A 24,320-nucleotide genomic window follows, 5' to 3' on the forward strand; every position below is an offset into this window, starting at 1 on the left:
GCGTCAAATCAAAAAGCAATGCACAGGCGAAGAGATTTGCGAGTTTTTGCAAGTTTATAGAGCGAGTCAAGCGAAGGCGTATATGAATACGTTGAGCGCAGGCGAGCGAAGATGAACGCAGCAAAAAGCGCAAAGGTCACAGCCTAAAACATACAAGTTTCTGGTGGTAACAGAGGAGGGGACACACCCGGTCCCATGCCGAACCCGGCAGTTAAGCCCTCCTTCGCCGATGGTACTACGGAGGGTATTCGTGGGAGAGTAGGTCGCTGCCAGAATTAATTTAACAAAAAAGCTCCGTGCTCATGCACGGGGCTTTTTTGTTGGGAAGCTGCCGTAAGAGCACCGGCGCGAAGTGCGACATAAACATGTCGCGGGAAGCGGTGGCGAAGCGATTGTAAGGGCCGCAGGAGCACCCTCTCCGTCGCTCACGAATGCTTGCATCGGGAGACCAGTGGCTTCTAACTTAGTCTGTGACCGGTTTTGGTTTTAACAATTGCTTCCCAACCGCTTCCCGGAGGACAAAGGCCTGCAGCTTCACCATTGTTAATGCTAAGACAGCGCCGCGAGATGTCTCAATTGCAAGAAAACATTTATATCTTTTCCACAGCTTCCTTTATACGCCTCATGCCCTCTTCGATATATTCGTAGGATCTGCAGTAGGCTATTCTGATATGTCCGGGGCTGCCGAATACCTCGCCCGGTACGGTAGAGACTCCTGCTTCTTCAAGCAGCCATGAGCAGAATTTGAATCCATCCATACCTAATGATGAGATTTTCGGAAATGCATAGAATGCACCTGAAGGGATTACATGTTCGAAACCTTTGGTCCTGCTTAGCCATTTCATAACCATGTCCCTGCGTCGTTTGTATTCCAGAACCATTGTCTTTACATCTTTGTCTGCATGCTTAAACGCTTCTGTAACACCAGCCTGAGCAAACGAGGTCGCACATGTGGTTAGATTCTGGTGGCATTTATTGGCAAAGGGTCTCATCTGTTCAGGGCACACTATCCAACCGACACGCCAGCCCGTCATTGACCATGTTTTTGAAGCTGCTGAAATTGTTACAGTGCGTTCGGCCATTCCGGGCAGGCTTGCAATACTTATATGATCTCCTTCATAAAGAAATTTTTCATAGCATTCATCCGAAATGACCCAGAGGTTGTGCTTTATAGCAAGGCTTGCAATTTCTTCAAGATCCTGTCTTGTGAGTACAGCACCGCTGGGGTTATTGGGAGTATTCAGGAGCAGTACTTTACTTTTGTTAGAGATGGAGTTTTCGAGGTCAGCAACTTTTAAACGGAATTCATTTTCTATTGTTGTATCAGCTTTTACTAAAACACCGTTTGCGAGTGCGATCTGGTCTGCGTATGCAGGGAAGTACGGTGCTGGAACAATTACCTCGTCACCTGGTTCAAGCATTGTCAGGAATGTTGCTGTAAGAGCCTCTATTGCACCTGATGTGATAACAATATTCTTGTCCGGGTCTAACTGCATGCTGTTGTCTTTGAGATATTTTTCCGCTACTGCTTCGCGCAGTTTGTGTGTGCCGGCCATGTCTGTATAGTGCACATCTCCGTTGTTCAATGCTGTAATTGCTGCATTTTTTGCACATTGAGGGGAATCAAAGTCCGGTCTGCCAATTTCCATGTGTATTATGCTTTTGCCCTGTTTTTCCAATTCGTCGGCTCGTCCCAGGATTTCGCGTATTCCGCCGGACATCTGGATCGACGACATGCGGCTGTTAGGAAATGCTATCTGTGTCATTACAGATCACCTCGTTTTTGATTTCTTTTTTATTTTTGATGAAAGAACTGTTGACTTCGAATTTTCTTCTTCGTGTCTTATTGATTCCAACATTCTTCGTTCAACATTATCAAGATGGTCTTTCATTGCTTTTGCTGCCCTGTCCGGCATTTTAAACTTTACGGAGTTAAGTATCTCTCTATGTTCTTTAAGAGCTTCGTTTATGACCTCTCCCAGCGTATTGCTCAATGCAAGGTACAACGATACTTTATAGCCAAGCTGACCTATAAACTCTTCGTAGATTCTGTTGCCGGATGTTTGGGCCAGATAGTTGTGAAACATTCGGTCGATAGAGGCTACAAGAAGGTTATCCTGAGTTCTCATGGCTTCTTCTTCATCCCAGATTAAGTGCTCAAGCCTTCCGATGTCTTCTTTTGTTGCCTTTGTTGCTGCTTCTTCTACAGAGGCTATTTCAAGAAGTTTACGTGCGGCAAGTGTGTCTTTTAGCTGATCCGGTGAAATTTCAGGAATACGAAGAGTTCTGTCTCTGCCTTTTGTTAGATATCCCTCAACCATAAGCTGTGCAAGAGCTTTTCTTAAAGGAGTTCTGCTGACCTGGAATATTTCTGAAAGATATTCTTCACGCAGTGCAGTCCCAGGGCGGAGTTCCCCCCGGAGTATCCTGTTCTTAAGTGTAAAATAGACAGTATCAGCAAGATTTGATGTCTTATTGGTCATTGCTTATCTCCTCCATCAGCTATAGGCAGAGTTAAAGGTGCTTCGAGAATCACAGAGAATGTCATCTTACTATTCTTTATTAATAGTGAACTTACCGCATCATCAAGGTTATTGTAAAAGTTGAGTCCGCTCAAATTTGTAATATCGCTGGAAAAACGGCTTCTACTAACAAAAGACAGAGAGGCTTTTCTTCGTACGCAATATGTCGCATAAGCCGCGGCTGCCGCTAGTCCCATTGCATTATGCTGTTTTTTGTGTTTGAGTATATCTCCTTCAGAAGAGCACATAAGTTCCGCATATTTTATGTGAGGTCCAATACCCTCATTTAATGATGCTGTAACGATAATATGTCCTCCGGGGGCGACAATATTTTCTGCTGCATATAGGGCTTTTCCCGCTTGCCAGAGATCTGCATCCTCCGGCCATGCTTGGGCAATTACAACATCTGCAACCGGCACTTTAACAGACATAATTGATTTTGCTTTAATAATTGCAGTTTTATGAGTTTCCAGAGGTTCTCCTAGAATAATATCACTTAATTTGCCGTTTCCGTCACAGACGCACTGTATGAGAAAAGAGAGCCCTGCCTTTTTTGCCGCTGACATTATCTCTTCCAGTGCAAGATTGTTCTCATTTCCGAGGCATATCGAATTGTCATAATAAGGCATCCAGTGTGTCTGCGAAACAGATTCAGGTCCGCTGACACCAGGAAGTATTATTTTCCCGCCGCCTGACCAGCCGCAGAAACGGTGAGGAAATACGCTGCCAATACCGATGATAATTTGATAGCCAGACAAAATAGGGTTTACCTCTATTGGGATTCCAGAAGCGGTGCAGCCAATTTTTGTAAGATCAATATTCCAATCATGACTGATCCATTTCACCTTACCCCAGAGCGTATTTCCTATTTTTTTAAAAGCTTCATTTTCTGATACTATTCTGTGAGTTCCAGTCGCAAATAATATCATTTGGTTTTCTTGCTTTACTCCTGCTGAGACAAGAAATTCAGATAGAATGGGCAATATTCGTGATGTTGGTGTCGGTCTGGTTGCATCATCGCAGATTATTAAAACTTTACCTGATTGGCCGGCAAGCTTTTTCATCTTTTGAGCATGAGAAGAACTTGCCAGCTTTTCTGTAATGTATTCTTCAATATTTTGAAGTTTATTGAATTGAGGTTTCTCTGCGATCTTTAGTAATTGCCCTGGAGGTATATGAGCATGCCACTCTTCTGTGCTGCTTGTTAAACAGAAGGATGAGGACACTCTCATTTTATATTACCTCAGCATCCATACCAGAGACATGCTTATTGATGGAATATATGTAAATAAAAGGAGACATGATATCATTACCAATATAAATGGTCCTACTGCTTTTGAGAGTCTAACCATATTTACTCCTGAGACAGCGGATGCAACAAAAAGATTTGCTCCGTAGGGAGGTGTTACAAAACCTGTCGCAAGAGCAACTGTCATAACAAGTCCAAAGTGTACGGGATCAATTCCTATCTTTGTAACTATTGGAAGAAGTATAGGAGTAAGAATTATCATAGAAGAAATATTGTCCACAAAACATCCTACTGTTAATAGCAGGATATTTATAATTAACAATATCATTGCCGGACTTGAAGAAAGAGAAAGCATCCATTCGCAGATCCGCGCCGGTACCTGCTCCATCGCAAGGAATGTGGCGAAAGACATGGAAAGGCCGATCATAAAAGTTGTTGCTCCGTTTACAAGTGCTGCATCCTTAAAAGCATCGTAAATTGTATTGAAGTCAAGTTCTTTATAAACGTACTTACCTATGAAAAGTGCATATACAGATGCAACGACTGCTGCTTCTGTAGGAGTAAATATCCCGCCGTAGATCCCCCCGAGGATGATGACAGGGACCATAAGGGCCCACCAAGCTTCTTTAAATGCATGTCCAATAGCAACATTCTTCTCAGCACGAGGATATTTCTTCTTCTTGGCTATCCTATATGACAAGGCCATTAGCGATAGACCAATGACTATGCCCGGTATGATTCCTGAAACGAACATTTCTCCTACAGAAACCCCCGAGACAACGCCGTAAATCACAAAAGGGATAGAAGGTGGGATGATTACGCCTATAGAGCCCGCTACTGCTGTCAGTGCTGCTGCAAAATCATCGTCGTATTTTTTTGCCTTCATGGCAGGAATCATAAAAGACCCTATTGCGGATACTGTTGCCGGTCCTGAACCTGAAATAGCCGCAAAAAACATACATGCAGTTACTGTTACCATTGCAAGTCCGCCTATTACTGCGCCTACCATTGCGTTCGCAAGAGTTACCAGCCTTTTTGAAATTCCGCCATAGCTCATAAGAGAACCTGCAAGCATAAAGAAAGGAATAGCCAGCAAAGGGAAAGAGTCCAGAGCTGCAAAAGCATTCTGCGCGATCATAATAAGAGGAACCGAATCCGTATAGACGAGAGTCAGTGCCGTTGCAAAACCGAGCGAGATCCCTATCGGAAGTGACAGGGCAAGAAGAATTGTCATAGAACCGAAAAGCACAAAAATCTCCATGTTATACAACCTCCTTCTTGCTCATGGAGCTAAAAATCTTAAACATCTCGGAAATAAGTCTTATTGACATCAATGTGCATCCAACAGGTACTGATGCATATGCATAGGCCATAGGGATACGCATTGCCGGTGAAACCTGCCCTCTCTGGAAAAGCAGGGCAGTAAGAGTACTGCCTTCAAATGCCAGAAACACGCTAAATCCGAGCCACAGTGACAGCGCAAATAATTCAAACATTTTTTTTCTGAAGGGATCATGAATAAAATCCTGGATCAGTTCGATTCGGAGGTGGCGGTGCTCTTTGACTGCATAACTGGCTCCAACCCATATCTGCCATAGAAAAAGATAGCGAGCAAGTTCCTCACTCCACGATAGGGAGTTACTGAACACATAACGCATTACCACTTGAATGAAAACAAGCCCAACTGATAACATCAAGCTATAGACCAGTAAATATTCTTCCATGTTGTTCCATAATTTTTTTAGCATTGAGTATCACCTCCGGTAATAATTAGGGGAGCCCGGCTAAAACCAGGCTCCCCTAAAAACACTTTAATGAAAATTTATTTCTTTTTTGCCAGATCGATGAGTTCCTGTCCGCCTTTGACGGATTTCGCGAATTCATTGTAGACACCAGCCGTTGCAGAGATGAAAGCCTTTTTCTGTTCCGGTGTTATGTCATTAACCTTCATTCCGCTCTTCTTCAAACTTTCTATCATATCCTTGTCCTGTTTGTCTGATATCTTACGCTGCTCTGTACGGTAAATCAAAGCTGCCTCCTGTATGACCTTCTGCAGGTCTTTGGGAAGCTTGTTAAACCAGCTGTCGTTTACGAGAAGAGCTGTAGCTGCATATACATGTCCGGAAAGAGAGCAGTACTTTTGAACTTCATAAAACTTTGAAGTGTAAATAAGAGGGATAGGGTTCTCTTGGGCATCTACGGTTTTCTGCTGCAGAGCTGTGTAAAGTTCGCCGAAACTCATAGGGGTAGGATTTGCTCCGAGAGCACGGAATGTTGCCATGTGAATTGGATTTTCCATAGTACGAATTTTAAGTCCGGCCAAATCAGAGGGTTTCGTGATCGGCCCCTTATTATTTGTTATCATGCGGAATCCATTCTCTGCGTAGGCAAGGTTTTTGATCCCAAGCGGTGGAAGAAGGGCGTTGAGCTTGTCGCCGAGTGGTCCGTCCAGAGCTTTATACACTTCCTTTTTGTTATTAAAGAGAAATGGAAGATCGAAGACTTGGAAACGTGGTTCAAAACCTGAAAGTACAGCTACAGCAGGTATTGTCATGTGGATCGTTCCAAGTCCGACTGCTTCTATAACCTGCCTGTCGCCGCCAAGCTGCCCATTAGGGTAGAGTTCTACAATGATCTGTCCATTAGAATGTTTTTCAACGTACGGCTTAAAGAACTTTTCTGCAGCTATGTGTGTTGACTGCGTCTCTGGAACGACATAAGCGAGTTTCATCTTAATGGGTGCTGCGTCAGCGCTTCCGATAAACGCAGCTGCTGCTGTTATAACAGCAAGAGCGCAAATGAATATCTTCTTCATAATCATGTTCCTCCCTTAATGTAGATAAATAAAAAAACAATTTCTGCATAATATAAATTAACCTGTATTAAATCAATCTGTTACAAAAACTGTGTTTTGTTGTTTAGGTCTGCTGTTGCCGGCTGCCCTCCCTTGAACACATATTTATGATTATTTGATTCTGGGTCCGTATTTGTTGAATAATAGGGTACAATATCTATTTTAAAAATTTACCAAAGATCCATTGCAGCAATAATATCATATTTTATTCCAAATGCAAGCTTATGGATACAGAAAATTAATATAGACAGTTTGAGATAATCCTTGTATTATGACCATTGTCTCAGTATTATGGGCATAATACAATTGGATACAAAGCTGCGTAATTTTCAGAATCCATGTTTTGATTATAATAATTATGTACTTATTGATATTTAACTAGTAAAGATTAACCTTTATATAGACTCAAGAGGTGATATTTATATGAAGATTGCGATTCTTGTGAAACAGGTTCCTGATTCAGATGAAATAAAAATGGATCCAGAAAAAGGAACAATGATAAGAGAAGGAGCAGGTAATATAGTCAATCCTCTTGATCTCAATGCACTTGAGGCGGGGCTTATTTTACGAAAAGAATACGGAGGGGAAGTATCTGTCCTTTCTATGGGGCCGCCGCAGGCAGATATTGCATTAAGAGAGGCACTTGCACTAGGGGCAGATCGTGCCTATCTCGTGTCAGACAGGTATTTTGCCGGAGCAGACAGCTGGGCGACATCGTTGGTTCTTGCAAAAGCAATTGAAAAACTTGGTCCTTTTGATCTTATTCTTGCGGGGGAGAAGGCAACAGATGGAGAAACAGGGCAAGTTGGACCTGAAGTTGCTGCAATGCTGGATCTTCCGTTTGCAACGTATGTAAGTTCTATTGTAGTCTGCGATAGTGGCATTAAAGTCAGACGTACCATAGAAGAAGGCTATCAAACTCAGCATCTCGTATTTCCGTGCCTAGTTACAGTGCTGAACGATATAAATGAACCGGGAATGCCAACTTTGAGCCTCAAAAAAAAAGCGCGCCGCGCTGAAATACAAATATTCAGCTCTCAAGAACTGGATATTGCTAAAGAAGAAGTTGGACTGGCAGGATCTCCAACCAGAGTTGTGAAAATTTACCATCCTAAAATTTCAAGACAGACAGAATTTTACGGCGGAAGAGAAATTGATAAAGGTCTTGACCAAGTAGTAGAAATTCTCCGTGATCTGGCTATATTGTAGGAGGTGCCGGGATGCTTAGAAATGCAACGGAATCAAAAGGAATATATGTCTGCGGAGAAGTCCGTAAGGGAAAGATCCATTCAGTGACAATGGAGCTAATAGGCAAGGCCAGAGAACTGGCAGATAAAAAAAATACCGAGGTTACGTGTATTCTTTTTTGCGGCGATATTATCGATCCGCCTGAAATATTGTTCTCATACGGTGCTGACCGGGTTTTTTTGATAAAGCATGAAAAACTTACATACTTTAATCAGGAAATTGCAGCAAAATTACTCAGTTTTATAATAATAAAATACATGCCTGAAATAGTTCTGGCTCCTGCAACATCAGAAGGCCGCACGTACCTTCCTGCAGTGGCTGCTATGGTTCATACTGGGCTCACCGCTGACTGTACAGGGCTCGATATAGACCCTGAAAATGGATTGCTGCTACAGACCCGGCCGGCCATAGGAGGGAATATCATGGCAACAATAAAGACACCGGAACATGTTCCTCAGATGTCTACTGTACGCCCCAAAACATTTCGTATACCAGCCCCTTCGAAATTTTACGGCGAGGTTATAATTCCTGATATTCCTGAAAATGTTTTTGAAAGTCGGATAAAAGTTCTGGATATGGAATATAACAGTGCGGATGAAGCGAATATACAGGATAAGGAGATAATTATTTCGGGTGGAAAAGGACTAAAAAGACCGGAAAACTTTTCTTTAATACGTGAACTTGCAGAACTGCTGGGAGGCGGAGTCGGTGCGTCACGTCCTACAGTAGAGGCAAAATGGATATCATATCCCCATCAAGTAGGCCTTTCCGGGAAAGTTGTCTCTCCCAAGTTTTATCTTGCCGCAGGTATTTCCGGAGCGGTTCAGCACCTGGCGGGAATGCAAACCGCAAATAAAATTGTTGCTGTAAATAAAGATCCGGATGCTCCCATTTTTCGGGTAGCAGATGTTGCTCTATGCGGGGAAATAAATGATATTCTTCCTAGGCTCATTGCGCGTATTCGTAAGGAGATGAAAATATGAAAGCAAATTTTTCCTATACTCCTGTCACCGAATCGACAGTTAATGACCTGATTTCTATTTTTGGGAAATCAGGTGTTTCTGTCGATAAGGAAAAAATTGATGCTTATTCAAAAGATGAAGTCGCTCTTCACCTATGGGATAAAAAATACAGTGCAGAGGTCGTTTGTTTTGGAGAAACAACAGAACAGATATCGGCTCTTATGAAATATGCAAATGAGCATCGTATTCCTGTAACTCCGCGTGGGGCAGGTACCGGTCTATCAGGAGGTGCTGTTCCTGCATGTAAAGGAATTGAACTTTCACTGGAAAGAATGAATCATATCCTTGATTTTGATGAGGAAAATTTAACTATTACTGTTGAACCCGGCGTTGTTACGGCCGAAATTAACAAAGCAGCAACGGATCATCATCTTCTTTACGCCGGTGATCCATGCAGCGGCGATGCTTCTTTTATCGGCGGGAATGTTGCAGAGAACGCGGGAGGGAATAAAGTTATTAAATATGGTGCTACCGGCAGCCATGTACTTGGAATGGAGGTAGTGCTACCGGACGGATCAGTGACGTGGTTTGGGGGAAAACGCCGGAAAGATGTTACCGGCTATGATTTTGTGCATCTAATGGTTGGTTCGGAAGGAACGCTTGGTATAGTAACAAAAATTATTTTGAGACTTCTTCCTCTCTCCTCATTTGTAGTGGATCTTCTTGTTCCATTTCCTGACATCCCTACTGCACTAGCTGCTGTTCCAAAGGTCATGACACTTGGAAAGGCGATACCAAGTTCAATTGAATTTATGGACAAGCCGTCTATGCTTCTTACTGAAAAATATCTCCAGACGAAGTTCCCATATACCAGCGAAGCCAAGGCACATATCATATTTCAGTATGAGGGGAACAACAGAGACCATCTTGCAGATGAAATAGAGCGTATTGGAGATATCTGCATGGAGAGCGGTGCTCTTGAGGTTTTTGTTGCCGACAACAGAACTACGAGGGATAAGCTTTGGAAAGGACGTAAAAGTGTAGCTGAGGCGGTATGGGCGTTTGCTCCTGTTCAGCTTGCCAATGAGGATGTTGTTGTTCCAACTGGCAGTATTCCGGATTTTATGGATCAACTGGAGCTTATTTGCCGCAGGCATAGTGTTGATTATGCTGCTTATGGGCATCTGGGGGACGGAAATATGCATGTTACACTTTACATCGAAAAAGATACCCCTGATTGGCATTCAATTATTGAAGGCGCCCGACTTGAAGTTTATGAGGTTGTAAAAAAACTTGAAGGAACTCTTACCGGAGAACACGGTGTCGGCCTCAAGAGGCTGAAATACGTCCCATCATTTCTTGATGAAGCCCAGATTGATCTCATTCGCAGAGTAAAACTTGCTTTTGATCCCAACAACATACTTAATCCAGGGAAAATTGTTCCTTGGGAATAATAACGGCAACCTGGTTTTTATGGAATTAATGATCACCAGAATGTTATATATTTATAAAGCAATTGAGGCATATGGCAGATGATGACGACGTGCCCTCCCATCGTTATCCCGTTATGAAGTCGATCGGGAGAACACCGTTTTCCGTAAGGAGAACATTTAAAATTATCCTTAGTGCTCGAACCATTTCGAGCGCGTTTTGAGATCCGGGATCCATGGGCTTTGTTTTTAACAATTGCTTCCCAACCGCTTCCCAATTGCTTCCCGCAGGACAAAGGCCTGCAGTTTCACCATTGTTATTGCTAAGTCAGTGCCGCTATAAACCCCAATTGCTATTATTTGAGCCGGGGGCGGCACCTAGCCAGCAGATAAGCATCAATAAATTCGCCGTCGTCGGAGACAGCCCAGTCTTTGGCGGTCCCTTCCACTTTGAACCCCATTGATTTGCAGAGTTTGAGGGCGTTAAGGTTGTCGATGGCGATCTCGACCTCTATCCTTTCGAGCATCAGTTCCTTGTCGGCAAGTTCGAGGGCGGCCATCATCAGGGCTTTGCCCAATCCCTGTCCCTGCCACTTGGTTCCCATCATTATTTCAAGAGTGGCCTGCCGTCGGAGGTATATCTGGGGATCGACTCTGAGCAGTACTACTCCGCAGATCTCCACCGGTTCCATCTCTGTCTCGAGTACGAGCAAGTGGTCGAGTTCAGTAAGGTTTTTGATAAGATTTTCTGCATCAGTAAAGCCGGCCTGAGAAATATTCATGCTCTTCCTGACAGAAATGTCTGAGCTGATCTCTCTGATATGCCGGGCGTCATAGGCCGTTACAGGTCTGATTATCATACCGAAGTATCTCCTTTTTTGTTTATCCGCCCCATAAAGTATTCGTCAACAAATTTTCCGTCTTTGACCGCAGCATTCTTTCTTGTGGCTTCTGTCTTAAACCCGAATTTTTTATAAAGATTTATCGCTGGGATGTTGTCCGTCAGAACAAGCAGTTCGATCCTGCGCAATCCCAGCTTGTTATCTGCTTCTTCGAGCAGTTTTTTCATCAATGCTGTTCCGATCCCATTTTCCTGGCAGTACGGGGCAACCATGATTGCCAGTTTTGCACTGTGCCTTCTGGTTGAGCACCTGTTCCTGAGCATTACGGCCATTCCGGCCACCTCGCCCTTTTCAACGGAAACAAAAGCACGGTCATCATCTGACAGCGATTTGATGAAATCAACAGTGGCATCAAGCCTTTCGCTTGTTAGGGCCAATACCCCTTCTCTTACTCCGTTGAGTCTCCTGATCCTTGAGATCTGATCTGCGTCTTCGATTGCAACCGGTCTTATTTCCAAAATGAGGCACCTCCGTGCTGTGTATTGCAATTTTCAAGTTCAGGTTATATTTTACCTCAGGGAGGCTGATTTATGATAGGCATTCCTACCTTGACACTTTATCATAACAGTCTATAGTTTGTAATTGTTACAAACTGAGCTAAATATTTCACGGAGGTGCTTTACTGATGAAAATTGGAAAAAAGATGGAAAAAAGTATCAATTCCCAGATACAGGCGGAGTTTGAATCATCTTATCTTTACCTTTCTATGGCTGCATGGTTTGAGGATGCAGATCTTCCCGGATGTGCCCACTGGATGGAAAAACAGGCTGAAGAAGAGTGGGCGCATGGCATGAAGTTCTACAAGTACCTTGTTTCACGCGGTGGCCGTGCAGTACTTGGCCCCATAGCAAATCCCAAGAACGAATGGAAGGACGCGGAAGATGTTTTTCAGGAAGTCCTTGCCCACGAAGAGAAGGTAACCTCCCTAATATATGCCATGGTTGAATTGGCAGAGAAGGAGAAGGATCACGGAACAAGAAGTATGCTTAATTGGTTCGTTGACGAGCAGGTCGAAGAAGAGGAGCATGCCACAGAGATACTTGCAAGGCTTAAGAATTCCGGCAATTCTCCCATGGCTTGTCAGATGCTTGACAGGGATCTTGGAAGCAGATAAGTTCAATTTTGTTATTAAAGTTTCCTTTGATATAAGTTAAAATATACATTAATAAATCTTTGCCCCGGGAGGATCGACCATGGAAAACCAGCTGGATATGAAAGCGCTTTTCAGCATCACCTATGGTATGTACATTGTAAGTACTGAAGCAGAAGGCAAGCTAAACGGGCAGATCGCCAACGCGGTCATGCAGATAACAGGTGATCCTGTATGTGTTACAACATGCCTCAACAAAGCCAACCTTACCACAGGGATGATCCAGAAAAGCGGTTTCTTTGCCGTTTCGATCCTTGAACAGGAAGTGCCGATGACGTTCCTCGGACAGTTTGGCTTCAAATCGGGACGTGACATAGACAAGTTTGAAGGCGTCAATTTCCTTAAGGGGATCACCGGCGCGCCCATGGTCACCGACTGGTCGGTAGCTACGCTTGAGGCGAAGGTCGTGCGTACCCTTGAGCTGGAAACGCACGTGCTTTTCGTAGGAAATGTGGTTGTGTCGAAGTTTATCAAAGATGCTACGCCGCTCACCTACGCCGACTACCATCTGATCAAAAAGGGAAAGTCCCCCAAGACTGCTCCGACGTTCGGATTCAACGCGATCAAGTAAAAATGCACAGCGTCATTGATGGCGACGGATCCCTTGCAGTAAGCCGTTCGATATTCGAAAAGATATACGCCGATTACAATAAGCGGGTCTATGTTTCACCGGACCCGCTTCAGTTTTTGTATGATTATGACGATCGACGTGACAGGGAAGTTGCAGGCTTGATAGCCTCATCTCTTGCCTACGGAAGAGTCGCCCAGATACTTAAGAGCGCAGGCAGGGTACTTGGCTGCCTGGGGCCGGCTCCGGCCGAATACCTGAAAATCGTAAGCAGGCAAGAACTTGAAAGTAAGCTTGCCGGGTTTGTACACCGCTTTACCAATTCTTCGGATATGGTCGATTTTCTGTGCTGTATCGGGAGCGTACTTAATACGTACGGGTCTGTTGAAAATCTCTTCGTTTCGCATTTCAAAGGAGACACATGGGAGGCAATCAGAGGTTTTACAGGAGACTTCCTCAGCTGCGGAGGGAGTGGCACGACCTTCCTGATGCCCGACCCTTCGAAGGGCAGCGCGTGCAAAAGGCTCGCACTGTATCTCAGGTGGATGGTGCGTAATGATGAAGTTGATCCCGGAGGATGGAAAATGGTTGACCCTTCTGCACTGCTTATTCCTCTCGATACCCATATGTTCAACATATGCACAACACTGGGGCTTTGCAGCAGAAAAGCTGCGGACGGCCGTTCGGCAATAGAGATAACAGAGGCTTTCAAAAAGGTCTGCCCCGAAGATCCGGTCCGTTATGACTTTGCGCTTACCCGCTTTGGCATAAGGAGCGACATGAAACTGGAAGACCTTTTCATAAACTGGAAAACGACGTGCTATTGATGCTTTCCTTAACGGTGGTAAAATCTTTTAGGCTGCGGCGAACGGTGCGTATGTTTAGTACGTTGAATGCGAAAGGATCAATACGTAAGAAAAACGGATGTAATTTTTGATCAAAATGCTATACTCACAATACAAATAAGGGAGGCGACGGCATGACATCTATCCTGCCATACTGGGATCAGAACATTGAACTTGAAATTGTGCCGTGGATACCCTACGGGAAAGATTACAGTCCTGTGACTGTAAACAGCATGCTTAGCCCGCTTCTTGGAAACGTGGCCGGGCTTGCTTTCGAAATGCAGAGTGAATTCCTCTATCTGAGAAGTTTCCAAAGCGGCAACGTAGGCACCATGGTCAGGCAGAACATTATCGACCCGATACGAAACAAGGGTATCGAGTTTGGTTTTACTATGGTCTTCACTTATTCGGAGAAGATCGAGACGTCGATGATACCGCTCATAAGGGAATTTCCGGGCCTGAAGGCCGGGCTGACGCTCTGCGGGATATGGAGTTCGGATGTGCTTGTCGACGAATGCAAAGTCCTGGTGCTTGTAAGCGAAGACCCATTCTTTGATGAAGGGACCTTTTTCAAATCTCTTCAGAAGTCATTCCAGCACATTTCCGGCAGAGAGAGTTCGAATATTTCCTTCTTTGCGGAAAAATTTGGATACAGGAGATTTTCTATCTCCTACGAGACCGACAATCTGACTCAGATGAGGATCACCCAGGCGCTCTTCGACCTGGAGCTTGATGAAACCAGAGAACTTCTCGGCCCCGCCCCCGAAATGAAGCTTCCGCTGCTTCCCGGGGTGAGGTAGTTGGGGCAGTAAAAGGTCAGCGATATGAATCATCACAAAATCAAAGAGAGCCTGAAGGAAAAGGAGTTCCCTCAGACTCTCTTAATTTATGTATGCAGGTGTTTGTGTTTTTCCTTTTTACCTGCTGTACCAGGGGAATTTCTCGGCCATGCCCGGTCTTCTTGGTATTCCTTTGGGAGTCTGTGAGACCTTGTCCCAGATCACAAAGAACCTTTTGATGTCACCCAGCATATAGGGATGGAGGCGCGGCGGCGAAAAACCGAGCGCGCTCCACTTGTTTCCGACAAGCTCCAGCTCCTCCGTTACCTTGGGACCCTTGAAGGCTAGTGCGATACCCTTTGTCCTGACGAGCGGAGCAAGATATTCGGCCAGTACCCCTGAAGCGCAGACTGCCCTGGCAGCCGCTACATGGAATTTCTCACGCTCATCCTTCGCGTATTCCTCTGATCTTTTGCAAACCACGGTCACGTTTCTGAGCCCCATGGCAACTGCCATTTTCTCAACAAGGGCGCACTTGCGGGTTATGCTGTCCAAAAGGGTCACATTAAGCCCCGGCCTGCATATGGCCCATACGATCCCGGGCAGTCCGCCTCCCGTGCCCACGTCGATGATCCTGCCTTCATGGGGGAGCAGCGGCAGAGCCGATGCGCAGTCCATAAGATGTGAGCCCCAAAGGGTCTCTTCATCTGAAGGTCCGGTAAGCCGGGCAAGCTCGTTAGCGGCTGAGAGAAGTGAGAGGTATTTTCTCAGTTTTTCCTCATTTTTCGTGACTTCTGATTCGACTGTTTCTGCAAAAATTTCTTTTTCCAAGAAAAAACCTCCCATTAACGGGATAATATCTATATACACCAGTGTATAATAACCCAATAAGCAAAATGACGGGAGGCCGAATCGTGGAATCCTTTGAAAAGGGAACCAAAAGGCGAGAAGGAGTAATCAATATTATTGATCTCCATGGGACCTGGAGAGAGATGGGAAGGCAGTACGGCGCCCTCATGGCTTCGGAGATGAAGCATATATACGAAAAAGGCGTAATTGAGAAGCTTGTGAACGAACATGGGCTGGATATTGAAAACTTGAAAGACCGTGCCTCTAAATTCTACGCAAATTATCCTTTCAGGTTCAAGGAGATCCTGTGTGGGATGTCGGAGACATCCGGTCTCAGCATGGAGCAGCTCCAGCTGGTCAACGCAGTGGAACTGCTTGCGGCCACGGCCCTTAACCTTCCGCAGTGTACAGGCATAGCCGCATGGGGAGATTATGTCAGTGAGACCCTGGTCTACGGCAGGAACTATGATTACCTCCCCTGGTTCAAAGAGTTCAGCCATGACATAGTGATAGCCTGCTACCATCCGGCTGACGGATCCCTTGCGACTGCGACGATGGGATATGCAGGGGAAATATATGTTGTCAACGGCATGAACGAGAAAGGGATCTATCTTGAGCTCAACAACGGCATGCCGTCGGGCGGAGCCCTCTGGTATGACAGCAGAGTCCCTTCGGTCGCGGCCCTTTTCCAGTTCCTTCTCGACGGTGCTTCGCTGGACGAAATAGAGAGCTTTTTCCAGACTACAAAGGCAAATTTTGCGTACATAATAGGTGTTTCGGACGGACAGACAGCCAGGTGCTACGAATGGCCGGTCTTCGAGGTAAAAAGGCGCGAGTCCCATTCCCGCCAAGGCCTTACTGTTCTCAGCAACCATTTCACCGAGTTCTCATGGGGCCTTCCGAGACCCGATGACAAAACTTACTGGCTGACAAGGTCAAGGAGACAGAATCTTCTGGCTCTTGCAAAACACTTCAAGGGGACCATAGACAGTAAGACAATGATGAAGATGATGGACACCAGGATAGAAGACCTTGGCGCAACTACAGATATGACGGTCTATCAGATAGTGGTAGTGCCCGAGCGCTTCCAGCTTTGGTTCAAGATACCCGATACCCAGGACTGGACAGAGATAGATATGAAGGCGATCCTCAAACCCCGCGAAGAATAGCGTGGAAGGTTGGAAAGTCACCATAAGAACTGATGATGCCGGAAGCCGGGCCCTCATAAAACTGCATGAGAGGGATCGGCTTCTCTCTTTATTATTGTCTTTTTTTTATTGCGGAATAAGGTATAGATTTTATATGTGAGATGCAACAAAGATCACAGGACAAATTATCGATATTTGGAGGTGCGGTAATTGGCGAGGTACTATATCGGTTTTGACTGCGGTACGATGGGAACGAAGACGGCTCTGTACAGGGAGGACTCTGTCAGGATGGCAGAGGCTTACAGGGAAAATATCATCTCTTATCCTCATCCGGGAAGGGCGGAGATGGATCCCCGCGGCTTTGTAAGGAATGTCGAGGAGGGGATCAGGGAGTGCCTTCATAAGTCGGGCGTCAACCCTAATGAGATAAGGGGCATCTCGGCAAGCGGGATCATTTGCGGCATTGTCGGCATCAATGAAAAATGGGAGCCTGTCACTCCATTTGTCCCCTATCTGGACAACCGTGCAAGGGGTGAGGCCGAATGGGTCAAGGCAAACGTTAAGCCCGTCTGGCTCGAAGAAAGTGGGAACTGTATAGTTGATGAATTCATGCCCCCGCTGATACTCAGATGGTTTCTGAACCACTACACGGGTTTCCGCGAGAAGGCAGTGAAAGTTGTCAATAACGGTCCCTTTGTGCTCGGCACCCTTGCAGGGCTCAAGGCAAAGGAAGCTTTCCTTGACTGGGCCACCATGTCTGGCTGGCTGATAGGTTACGATGCGCATAACAGAAACTGGTCCCCGAAACAGATGAAGGCCCTGGGCATACCCATGGAGATACTCCCGAGGATAGTCAAACCATGGGATGTTGTCGGATACCTGTGTCCGGAAGAGGCGGAAAAGGTGGGGCTTCCTGCCGGGATCCCGATAGTTGCCGGAGCGGGAGACACGATGCAGTCCGCACTTGCGTCAGGCCTTCTTGAACCGGGACTTAGTACTGATGTGGCAGGCACGGCATCGATATTTGCGGTAGCGGTCGATGAGATGGTTGAAAAGATATCCCTTTCGCCGGGGATGATGTTTGCGACAGGGACGCTTGAGGATTCATACTTCTATTGGAGCATGATAAGGGCTGGAGGCCTCTCCCTCCGATGGTTCAGGGACAACGTTGCGGGATGCCCGGGAGACCCATCTTTCTACTCCGAAATGGATGCGCTTGCCGGGGAGGTCCCTCCGGGATCCCGCGGGATACTTTTTTACCCCTATCTCCAGGGAGCGGGACCCGATATGCCCGGTGCGTGCGGAGCTTTCATGGGGCTTTATGGATCCAGTGACAAGGCTGCCATGTGGAGATCGATACTTGAGGCCATTGCCTTTGAATATGCCCAGATGATACAGGTCTACAGGGATTGCGGCATCCCGATCAAAGAGATAATCGGCACCGAGGGCGGGAGCAAAAGCCCGCTCTGGACGCAGATCAAGGCGGACATACTTGGAGGCGCATACAACATTCCCAGCAGAAGCGAGGGCGGACTGATGGCTGACGTCGCAGTGGCGGCATACGGTGTAGGGGATATTGAAGACCTGAAAGCAACAATGAAGGAATGGATAACATTCAGAGGACGGTTTGAAACAGACCACAAAAACTACATGATATATAAGGACGTCTTTGAGATCAGGCAGTCCATGCTTGGCTCTTCGATGAAGGAAACATTCGCAGGACTGGAAAAGATAAGGAAGATCCTCGGTCAGTAGGCTAAGAAAGAAGGTCCCGGAGATACCTCCGGGGCCTTTCGAATGTCATACAGTATTTAATAAGATTTCTCAGCATGTCATGGTCTTCAGATCGTGGCTTATATCCATCCGCATTTCGGTCCTGTTTTGCAGTTCCGCGGGATCGACCCCTTCGGCGATCTCCTCAAGGATCATTCTGCCCTTTATGTTTCTTACAAGGCAGTACTCGGTCACTATGACATCCACGACTCCGTGTCCTGTCAAGGGAAGGGAACATTTCTTCATAAGTTTCGAAGTCCCGTTTTTTTCAAAATGGCGAGTCGCTACGTATACCCTCTTGGCTCCTGCGACGATGTCCATGGCGCCGCCCATTCCGGGAGTACGGACGTTGGGTATCGTCCAGTTTGCGAGGCTTCCTTCCTCATCTACCTGCAGCGCTCCGAGCACTGTTGCATCGATATGTCCCCCACGAAGGATCCCGAAGCTTGCATCAGACGATACGAACGAGCCTCCGGGCAGTACCGAGATGGGTGCCCCTCCGGCATCGATTATCCTGAGGTCGTTCGGGTCTTTGGCAGGTCCAGCGTAGATCGTCCCGTTTTCTGTCTGGAGGAATATGTTTACGCCCTCGGGCATGAAGTTGGGGATCAACTGAGGTATCCCTATCCCCAGATTCACCAGGGCCCCGTCTTCGAGGTCGGCGGCTATCCTTCCGGCTATCCTTTCGCGGGCCTCTTTTTCATTAAGTTCTGGCAGCATAACAGTTTCCTCCTTTAAGCACGAGCGCGTCGATGAAGATCCCGGGGGTCACCACGTTGTTAGGGTCGATCTCACCGATCGGGACTACCTTGTCTACCTCTGCTATGACGATATCGGCCGCGGTCGCCATCACAGGGTTGAAGTTTCTGCCTGTACCGTAGTAGATCAGATTTCCCGCCTCATCGGCCATGTATGCCCTGATAAAAGCGATGTCTGCTTTCAGGGGGCGTTCAAGTATGAATTTCTTTCCGTCGAGTTCTACAGTCTGCCTGTTCTTCTCGTATGCTGTATCCACTCCGGTCGGAGTGAGGAACCCTCCGAGTCCCGCTCCCCCTGTCCTTATCCTTTCCACAAGAGTTCCCATTGGGTTGAGTTCGATGTCGATCTCGCCTTTCGCGAACATTTCCTGTGCGATCGCGTTGAGTCCCATATGCGATATGACCATTGAACTCACCTGCCTGTTGACGATAAGCCTTGCAACTCCAACAGGTCCCGGGACCTTAGGGTTGCAGTGGCTGGCGTCCACGCATATGACCCTGATGCTCCTGGTGCCCATGTCGTGCAGCGCGTCGATGACTGTGTAGGGCACCCCGCCGTAGTTGAATCCGCCCAGCATTATCGTGGTGCCTTCCCTTACCTTGCCTGCTGCCTCTTCCGGGGTTATTATTGGTTTGATAAAAGGTTTGGTCATCTTTGCAGCTACACTCCTTTCTCTTTTTTGAAGATTAGGAGAGAGTTTCATGGCAACCGAACATTATGTCAAGTAGGGGCTGCAATATTAAGAATTTTCAATTTTTCGAGGGAGGCTTTCAAATTGTCCCGAAGGGATAAATTGCTGAAAATGATAGAGAAACTTGTTTCCATACCCAGCGTCACAGAGAGCCCGGATGAGAGCGCTCCGGGGATCTGGATCAGGGAAAGGCTGGAAAAGCTTCCTTACTTTATCGAAAAAAAAGAGCACCTGATATGGGCTGAAACACAGCTCGAAGGGACCGCTCAAAAGCTGCATTCATTAGTGACGAGGGTCGATGCCGCAGTGCCCACGGCAAGAACAGTACTCCTCATAGGCCATTACGATGTGGTGGGAGTCAACGTCTACGGCGGGATGGCAAAGGACGCCTTTGATGTAAAAAAAATGACGGAACATTTCAATGTCGATAATGAAGATGTTATCTACGGACGCGGCACTATGGATATGAAGTGCGGCATTGCGCTTGAACTGGACATTATTGAAGAATTTGCGGCAAACAGGGACCTTTATGACGTGAATATAGTGGCAGCCTTCGTTGGCGATGAGGAAAACGCATCAGCGGGAATGAGGGGAGTCCTTCCCATACTGTCAGGCATGAAGGAAGACGGGACCGACTTCCTTGCCGTAATAAACACTGAGCCGGGTGAGGCAGGCTATCCGGGCGAAAGCGGCCCTGCCATATTCTTTGGAACGCTGGGTAAGATAATGCCCAGCTTCTACGTAAAGGGACTTCCCTCCCATGTTGGAAACTACTATAGAGGATTCTCATCCGCGCTGGCAGTTTCGAGGATAGTATCTTACGCAGAGGGAAACCCCCATCTGGCAGACCCGTTCAAGGGCAAATGTGAGCCCTCATGGATATGCCTTGACATGGGCGTGATGAAAGAGGGTTACAGCGTTACGGTCCCGGACAGGGCCTTTGCCTATTTCAACTGCTTTACTGCGACCAACACTCCGTCTGTTGTTATGGATCAAATGAAGGCCATTGCCGGATATGCACTTGACCTGACACTGGCCCAGCTTGCCGAATCGCACAGAAACCTCCTTGCAATGGGCTGTGAAGGCAAAAGCTTTGATGTTGTCCGTCCCCGAGTATATTCCCTTGATGAAGTTAAAGATGCGGCCCGCAAAAACAATAAAGGTGGTTTTGATGAAGAGATCGCTTCCTATATAAGGGACCTTCCTGCAGGAGACATGAGGGAGAGAGGGCTTGCCGCAGTTGACAAAATAGCTGACATGTCCGGGATAGAAGGACCTTATGCGATATGCTTTTTCCTTCCGCCCTGGCTGCCGGTAAGGACCGATTTCACTGGGGAGAGCCGGGACATGCAGACCGTCGAGGCAGCCAGAAGCGTTATAGAACAGCTGAAAAATGACCATGGCATTGAAATGAGGGAAGTCGGACTCTTCGGCGGACTCTGCGACCTCAGCTATGTCGGCGCCAAAGTTTCCTCGGAAGATATATGTGCACTTGCGGACAATATGCCCGGATGGGGCGATATTTACAGCATACCGATGAAGGATATGCAGTCGCTTGGCCTGCCTGTTATAAACCTTGGCCCCAGCGGGGAAGATGCTCACAAAATGACGGAGAGGCTGAGGCTTGGTTATTCTCTTGACATTCTGCCGGAACTACTGAGATATGCGATAAACAAGATATCAGAAGTTGTTTATTAAGCTGAGTGTCCTCTCGGATACAGTGTACCGGGTGATTTTACCGTGCGTTATGGTAGAATCTGCTCAGCGGTCTTATAATAACCGGTAATTCAGCCTGCCCTGCTCAATAGATGATCGCAGCCCTTAACGGAAGACAGGCTGCATTATCAGTAACAGGAAGAAAAATGATGTCCTGCATCAAAAAGGAGAAGGATCCGTAAATGCTGGATGATGATGTTCGAATACGCCCTGCCGAGTCGGAAGAAGCGGAGCTTCTCTCCGATGTTGCATGGCGTTCGAAAGAGTACTGGGATTACCCCGTAGAGATGATGGGACACTTCCGCGATTTTCTGACTATCACAGACGAGTTTATCGAAAATAATCCGACCTACCTTGCAGAGAATGAGGAGACGGGGGAAATAATAGGCTTTTATGCTATAGAACTCCTTGATGACTCCGGATGGTGGATCCGCCATCTTTGGGTAGTCCCGGAACATATCGGGACCGGAGTCGGAGGTGAGCTCTTCCTCCATGCATGCGAGACGGCAGAGACTGTGGGAGCGGATGAACTGAACATCATTGCCGACCCCAACGTGGAAGAGTTTTATCTTCATATGGGAGCTGAAAGAGTCGGTGAAGAGATCCAGAGGGCCGGCGATGCAGAGAGAACGCTTCTCCTTCTGAAAATCAGATTGTGTCTATAAATGTTTTACAGCTGGCAGAATGATGCGGTCAAAGCAATAGGCAGCGGCAGCGCGATATTATCAGCTCCCACGGGCAGCGGCAAAACCTGGGTGGCCTATGTGTGGGCAGGATTGATGGATCCTTCCGGCGCTCCTGCCGCACCCTCGGGAAGAGTCATCTTCACAGCCCCTATTAAAGCACTTTCAAATGAACGATATATGGAACTGCGGTCAATGGGATTTGACGCCGGGCTTGAGACAGGCGACTTCAAAAAGAATGCAGGAGCTCAGGTGCTCTGCTGCACACAGGAGATATATACCCTCAAATACGCCCGCATCCCCGGACAAAAGGTCATTGTGGACGAGTTTCATTTCATCTTTAACGATCCGGACAGGACAAGAGCCTACATAGACGGGCTGAGGTCGACTTCCTTTGACAGCGACCTCCTCGTTATGTCCGCTACCTTCGGGAACCCCGACGTGATAAAGAAATACCTTCAAGATGTCGCCATGCGGGAGTTTGTCCTTTATACAACAGAAAAAAGGGTAACTGATCTTATTTTCCGAAGAAGCGGCATCAGGTTCTCAAAAATACATGATGCGCTGGTCTTCGTTTTTTCCAAAAAGGGCGCCGAATGGCTAGCCGCACAGATATCCAGGTACCGCGAGAAGATCAGCAGAAGCCAGAGAGCCAGACTGAGGGAGATCGCAGAAATACTTGAGGTAGCTTATGTACCGGACATAATGCTCATGGGCGTTGGAATATATGTGGGCTCTTTCCTTCCGAAGGAAAAGCTGCTGGTGGAGATGGCTTTCAGAGAGAGGATACTTGATGTTGTAGTCGGAACTGATGCACTGTCACTCGGAGTAAACCTGCCCGCCCAGACCGTCGTATTCGGCCAGATGGCAAAATTTATTGACGGTCCGCTTACGAAGAACGAGTTCCTGCAGATGGCAGGCAGGGCCGGAAGGAAGGGGTTTTTCAACCCAGGTTATGTTACGTATATTCCAAGGAGCAAATGCGAGCACCATGACTACGATACAGGTTTGCTCTATCTCCAGACTCTGGACATGCCATGCGAAGAGGCAAAGATAATGCTCCAGCCGGCTGTTGGAAGGCTGCTCAAAGAGGAGATAGGCATCGAAACCGAAGCGAGGGTGCTGGCGGATTATTCCCTTCCCAAAAGACCTTACAGGGAGGTCGTCTCGGAGGTCGAGGAACTTTTAAGAAGCATAAGGACTATGCTTGGAGGAATAAGAGACCAGAAGTTCAGGAAGATCGTCCGCAGGATCCTGGCTGATATATGGAGCGATGAGATGGAGATCGAACCCAATATTGCAATGGCGGTCCTCTTTGCGGAGCATAAGCATCCGGAAGCAATGGATGCAGCTGAGATCATGCGCAAAACGGAGAGGAATTATCTGCAGGCGCTCCTGAAAATAAAAAGGTTTTCCAACAGGCTTCCCGAGGGATACAGCTTTTCTCACATGGATCAGATAGACTACGTGGTAAATCAGATAGACGCATCGGTATTCGGCTTTGAAGAGAAGATCCATCAGATCAAAATGACTGAGGACAGCTGGGAAAGCAGGTAAAAAGAATCCCCTCCCCGACCCTGCTTAAGCATCTTATCAAAAATCACTTATATTTCGATATATCAAATCAGCCCGTTGGTCTATGTTAACAATAAAGCAATATACCTTTCAGTTGTCTAATAGAAAACAAACATAAAATATAATTACTTAAAGAAAAACTTTTTCTAAAAAATCCAATCATATGATTTGACATCTTCTAAACACAAAGTAAATAATCTTCTTTTAAAAAACTCATGATCATTTTTATCTCCTCGAAAAGTCCACAATAGAGAAAAAATGCACAAATAATTATCTAATTTTTCGATAATAAATAAGAAGAATCATCATTTTTCATACAATATCTTTGTATGTATTATATGAATGTTCATTCTTACTGTTTCATGTAAGCGAAAGTATTTTTATATGAGGCAGTGAAAAGGGCGCGGTTTGTTTAAATTTTTTTATCCCCTGCCAGGGGACAGACGTAAAAATATTTTTTCATTTCATGACTTCATACACGGAAGTCAGGAAGCACAAGGAGGGAGAGAGGGCATGGAACTGATACAGAAACACCCGATACTTGAGTTCCATCACGGCAAGGAAGTAACATTCACGTTTGACGGCAAGGACATGAAGGGATTCGAAGGCGAACCCAT

Annotated in this window: 23 protein-coding genes and 1 rRNA gene; 13 read left to right on the forward strand and 11 right to left on the reverse strand. The window is 46.5% G+C overall.

What is annotated here, in order from left to right; genetic code table 11:
• Window positions 1–159: 159 nt before the first annotated feature.
• A 5S ribosomal RNA gene (gene rrf / locus OLM33_09590) occupies window positions 160–275 on the forward strand.
• A gap of 315 nt (window positions 276–590) precedes the next feature.
• Here the strand turns inward: rrf and OLM33_09595 are convergent.
• From OLM33_09595 to OLM33_09620, 6 genes are all read right to left on the reverse strand, one after another.
• A complete protein-coding gene (locus OLM33_09595) occupies window positions 591–1,766 on the reverse strand; it encodes a pyridoxal phosphate-dependent aminotransferase (protein MCW1713905.1) in 1,176 nt (391 codons plus the stop codon).
• Window positions 1,767–1,772: 6 nt separating this feature from the next.
• Window positions 1,773–2,483: a GntR family transcriptional regulator gene (locus tag OLM33_09600; protein ID MCW1713906.1), complete on the reverse strand. Its 711-nt coding sequence runs from the start codon at window positions 2,481–2,483 to the stop codon at window positions 1,773–1,775.
• Window positions 2,480–3,754: a nickel-dependent lactate racemase gene (gene larA, locus OLM33_09605; protein MCW1713907.1), complete on the reverse strand. Its 1,275-nt coding sequence runs from the start codon at window positions 3,752–3,754 to the stop codon at window positions 2,480–2,482. Before larA ends, OLM33_09600 begins: the two co-directional genes overlap by 4 nt.
• 6 nt (window positions 3,755–3,760) lie before the next feature.
• Window positions 3,761–5,032, reverse strand: coding sequence for a TRAP transporter large permease (locus tag OLM33_09610; GenBank protein MCW1713908.1), 1,272 nt, complete (start codon window positions 5,030–5,032; stop codon window positions 3,761–3,763).
• Between the two features lies 1 nt (window position 5,033).
• Entirely contained in the window at window positions 5,034–5,519 is a 486-nt protein-coding gene (locus OLM33_09615) for a TRAP transporter small permease (GenBank protein ID MCW1713909.1), read from the reverse strand.
• A 74-nt stretch (window positions 5,520–5,593) separates the two neighbouring features.
• The gene (locus tag OLM33_09620; GenBank protein ID MCW1713910.1) at window positions 5,594–6,586 is read right to left on the reverse strand and encodes a DctP family TRAP transporter solute-binding subunit; all 993 of its coding nucleotides are present in this window, start codon (window positions 6,584–6,586) and stop codon (window positions 5,594–5,596) included.
• A gap of 462 nt (window positions 6,587–7,048) precedes the next feature.
• Here OLM33_09620 and OLM33_09625 point away from each other — a divergent pair, with 462 nt between their 5' ends.
• From OLM33_09625 to OLM33_09635, 3 genes are read left to right on the forward strand one after another with little or no spacing between them, the layout of a single operon-like run.
• Window positions 7,049–7,834: an electron transfer flavoprotein subunit beta/FixA family protein gene (locus tag OLM33_09625; GenBank protein ID MCW1713911.1), complete on the forward strand. Its 786-nt coding sequence runs from the start codon at window positions 7,049–7,051 to the stop codon at window positions 7,832–7,834.
• Between the two features lie 11 nt (window positions 7,835–7,845).
• Window positions 7,846–8,856 carry an electron transfer flavoprotein subunit alpha/FixB family protein gene (locus OLM33_09630; GenBank protein ID MCW1713912.1) on the forward strand — a complete coding sequence of 337 codons (1,011 nt, stop codon included), beginning with the start codon at window positions 7,846–7,848 and terminating at the stop codon, window positions 8,854–8,856.
• Entirely contained in the window at window positions 8,853–10,289 is a 1,437-nt protein-coding gene (locus OLM33_09635) for an FAD-binding protein (GenBank protein MCW1713913.1), read from the forward strand. The genes OLM33_09630 and OLM33_09635 overlap by 4 nt, the downstream gene beginning before the upstream one ends.
• Window positions 10,290–10,621: 332 nt before the next feature.
• Here OLM33_09635 and OLM33_09640 read toward each other — a convergent pair whose 3' ends face one another.
• Window positions 10,622–11,125, reverse strand: coding sequence for a GNAT family N-acetyltransferase (locus tag OLM33_09640; protein MCW1713914.1), 504 nt, complete (start codon window positions 11,123–11,125; stop codon window positions 10,622–10,624).
• A complete protein-coding gene (locus OLM33_09645) occupies window positions 11,122–11,625 on the reverse strand; it encodes a GNAT family N-acetyltransferase (GenBank protein MCW1713915.1) in 504 nt (167 codons plus the stop codon). The genes OLM33_09640 and OLM33_09645 overlap by 4 nt, the downstream gene beginning before the upstream one ends.
• Window positions 11,626–11,792: 167 nt before the next feature.
• Between OLM33_09645 and OLM33_09650 the strand changes: the two genes are divergently transcribed.
• The 4 genes from OLM33_09650 (at window position 11,793) to OLM33_09665 (ending at window position 14,530) form a co-directional block, all read left to right on the forward strand.
• A complete protein-coding gene (locus OLM33_09650) occupies window positions 11,793–12,281 on the forward strand; it encodes a ferritin (protein ID MCW1713916.1) in 489 nt (162 codons plus the stop codon).
• Between the two features lie 91 nt (window positions 12,282–12,372).
• Window positions 12,373–12,888: a flavin reductase family protein gene (locus OLM33_09655; protein MCW1713917.1), complete on the forward strand. Its 516-nt coding sequence runs from the start codon at window positions 12,373–12,375 to the stop codon at window positions 12,886–12,888.
• 2 nt (window positions 12,889–12,890) lie between these two features.
• Complete coding sequence (locus OLM33_09660) at window positions 12,891–13,712, forward strand: TIGR02757 family protein (protein MCW1713918.1); 822 nt, start codon at window positions 12,891–12,893, stop codon at window positions 13,710–13,712.
• Window positions 13,713–13,864: 152 nt separating this feature from the next.
• Complete coding sequence (locus tag OLM33_09665) at window positions 13,865–14,530, forward strand: hypothetical protein (protein ID MCW1713919.1); 666 nt, start codon at window positions 13,865–13,867, stop codon at window positions 14,528–14,530.
• 117 nt (window positions 14,531–14,647) lie between these two features.
• Here the strand turns inward: OLM33_09665 and rsmG are convergent, their stop codons facing one another.
• Complete coding sequence (gene rsmG / locus OLM33_09670; GenBank protein MCW1713920.1) at window positions 14,648–15,340, reverse strand: 16S rRNA (guanine(527)-N(7))-methyltransferase RsmG; 693 nt, start codon at window positions 15,338–15,340, stop codon at window positions 14,648–14,650.
• Window positions 15,341–15,423: 83 nt separating this feature from the next.
• Here rsmG and OLM33_09675 point away from each other — a divergent pair, with 83 nt between their 5' ends.
• Both OLM33_09675 and OLM33_09680 read left to right on the forward strand, forming a co-directional pair.
• A complete protein-coding gene (locus OLM33_09675) occupies window positions 15,424–16,527 on the forward strand; it encodes a C45 family autoproteolytic acyltransferase/hydrolase (protein ID MCW1713921.1) in 1,104 nt (367 codons plus the stop codon).
• Window positions 16,528–16,716: 189 nt separating this feature from the next.
• On the forward strand, window positions 16,717–18,261 hold the full coding sequence (locus OLM33_09680; protein ID MCW1713922.1) for an FGGY family carbohydrate kinase: 1,545 nt from the start codon (window positions 16,717–16,719) through the stop codon (window positions 18,259–18,261).
• 69 nt (window positions 18,262–18,330) lie between these two features.
• Here the strand turns inward: OLM33_09680 and OLM33_09685 are convergent, their stop codons facing one another.
• Together OLM33_09685 and OLM33_09690 are read right to left on the reverse strand one after the other, a co-directional pair.
• A complete protein-coding gene (locus OLM33_09685; protein ID MCW1713923.1) occupies window positions 18,331–18,999 on the reverse strand; it encodes a 3-oxoacid CoA-transferase subunit B in 669 nt (222 codons plus the stop codon).
• Window positions 18,983–19,690, reverse strand: a complete 708-nt coding sequence (locus OLM33_09690; protein MCW1713924.1) for a CoA transferase subunit A — start codon at window positions 19,688–19,690, stop codon at window positions 18,983–18,985. Before OLM33_09690 ends, OLM33_09685 begins: the two co-directional genes overlap by 17 nt.
• Before the next feature lie 123 nt (window positions 19,691–19,813).
• Between OLM33_09690 and OLM33_09695 the strand changes: the two genes are divergently transcribed.
• From OLM33_09695 to OLM33_09705, 3 genes are all read left to right on the forward strand, one after another.
• On the forward strand, window positions 19,814–21,427 hold the full coding sequence (locus OLM33_09695) for a M20/M25/M40 family metallo-hydrolase (protein ID MCW1713925.1): 1,614 nt from the start codon (window positions 19,814–19,816) through the stop codon (window positions 21,425–21,427).
• A 200-nt stretch (window positions 21,428–21,627) separates the two neighbouring features.
• Window positions 21,628–22,110: a GNAT family N-acetyltransferase gene (locus tag OLM33_09700; GenBank protein MCW1713926.1), complete on the forward strand. Its 483-nt coding sequence runs from the start codon at window positions 21,628–21,630 to the stop codon at window positions 22,108–22,110.
• Window positions 22,111–23,685, forward strand: a complete 1,575-nt coding sequence (locus OLM33_09705; protein ID MCW1713927.1) for a helicase-related protein — start codon at window positions 22,111–22,113, stop codon at window positions 23,683–23,685.
• The last annotated feature ends 635 nt before the right edge of the window (window positions 23,686–24,320 follow it).

It is taken from the genome of Synergistaceae bacterium DZ-S4, from assembly GCA_025943965.1.
In the GTDB taxonomy this organism is placed as follows: domain Bacteria; phylum Synergistota; class Synergistia; order Synergistales; family Synergistaceae; genus Caenicola; species Caenicola nitritireducens.

What these genes read in the sequence shown, in the direction of transcription:
- OLM33_09640 (MCW1713914.1), bottom strand. Translation starts at nt 11,125, where the DNA reads ATGATAATCAGACCTGTAACGGCCTATGACGCCCGGCATATCAGAGAG.
- OLM33_09705 (MCW1713927.1), top strand. Translation starts at nt 22,111, where the DNA reads ATGTTTTACAGCTGGCAGAATGATGCGGTCAAAGCAATAGGCAGCGGC.
- OLM33_09665 (MCW1713919.1), top strand. Translation starts at nt 13,865, where the DNA reads ATGACATCTATCCTGCCATACTGGGATCAGAACATTGAACTTGAAATT.
- OLM33_09615 (MCW1713909.1), bottom strand. Translation starts at nt 5,519, where the DNA reads ATGCTAAAAAAATTATGGAACAACATGGAAGAATATTTACTGGTCTAT.
- OLM33_09685 (MCW1713923.1), bottom strand. Translation starts at nt 18,999, where the DNA reads ATGCTGCCAGAACTTAATGAAAAAGAGGCCCGCGAAAGGATAGCCGGA.
- OLM33_09630 (MCW1713912.1), top strand. Translation starts at nt 7,846, where the DNA reads ATGCTTAGAAATGCAACGGAATCAAAAGGAATATATGTCTGCGGAGAA.
- OLM33_09595 (MCW1713905.1), bottom strand. Translation starts at nt 1,766, where the DNA reads ATGACACAGATAGCATTTCCTAACAGCCGCATGTCGTCGATCCAGATG.
- OLM33_09625 (MCW1713911.1), top strand. Translation starts at nt 7,049, where the DNA reads ATGAAGATTGCGATTCTTGTGAAACAGGTTCCTGATTCAGATGAAATA.
- OLM33_09650 (MCW1713916.1), top strand. Translation starts at nt 11,793, where the DNA reads ATGAAAATTGGAAAAAAGATGGAAAAAAGTATCAATTCCCAGATACAG.
- OLM33_09690 (MCW1713924.1), bottom strand. Translation starts at nt 19,690, where the DNA reads ATGACCAAACCTTTTATCAAACCAATAATAACCCCGGAAGAGGCAGCA.
- larA (MCW1713907.1), bottom strand. Translation starts at nt 3,754, where the DNA reads ATGAGAGTGTCCTCATCCTTCTGTTTAACAAGCAGCACAGAAGAGTGG.
- OLM33_09620 (MCW1713910.1), bottom strand. Translation starts at nt 6,586, where the DNA reads ATGAAGAAGATATTCATTTGCGCTCTTGCTGTTATAACAGCAGCAGCT.
- OLM33_09635 (MCW1713913.1), top strand. Translation starts at nt 8,853, where the DNA reads ATGAAAGCAAATTTTTCCTATACTCCTGTCACCGAATCGACAGTTAAT.
- OLM33_09700 (MCW1713926.1), top strand. Translation starts at nt 21,628, where the DNA reads ATGCTGGATGATGATGTTCGAATACGCCCTGCCGAGTCGGAAGAAGCG.
- OLM33_09610 (MCW1713908.1), bottom strand. Translation starts at nt 5,032, where the DNA reads ATGGAGATTTTTGTGCTTTTCGGTTCTATGACAATTCTTCTTGCCCTG.
- OLM33_09600 (MCW1713906.1), bottom strand. Translation starts at nt 2,483, where the DNA reads ATGACCAATAAGACATCAAATCTTGCTGATACTGTCTATTTTACACTT.
- OLM33_09660 (MCW1713918.1), top strand. Translation starts at nt 12,891, where the DNA reads ATGCACAGCGTCATTGATGGCGACGGATCCCTTGCAGTAAGCCGTTCG.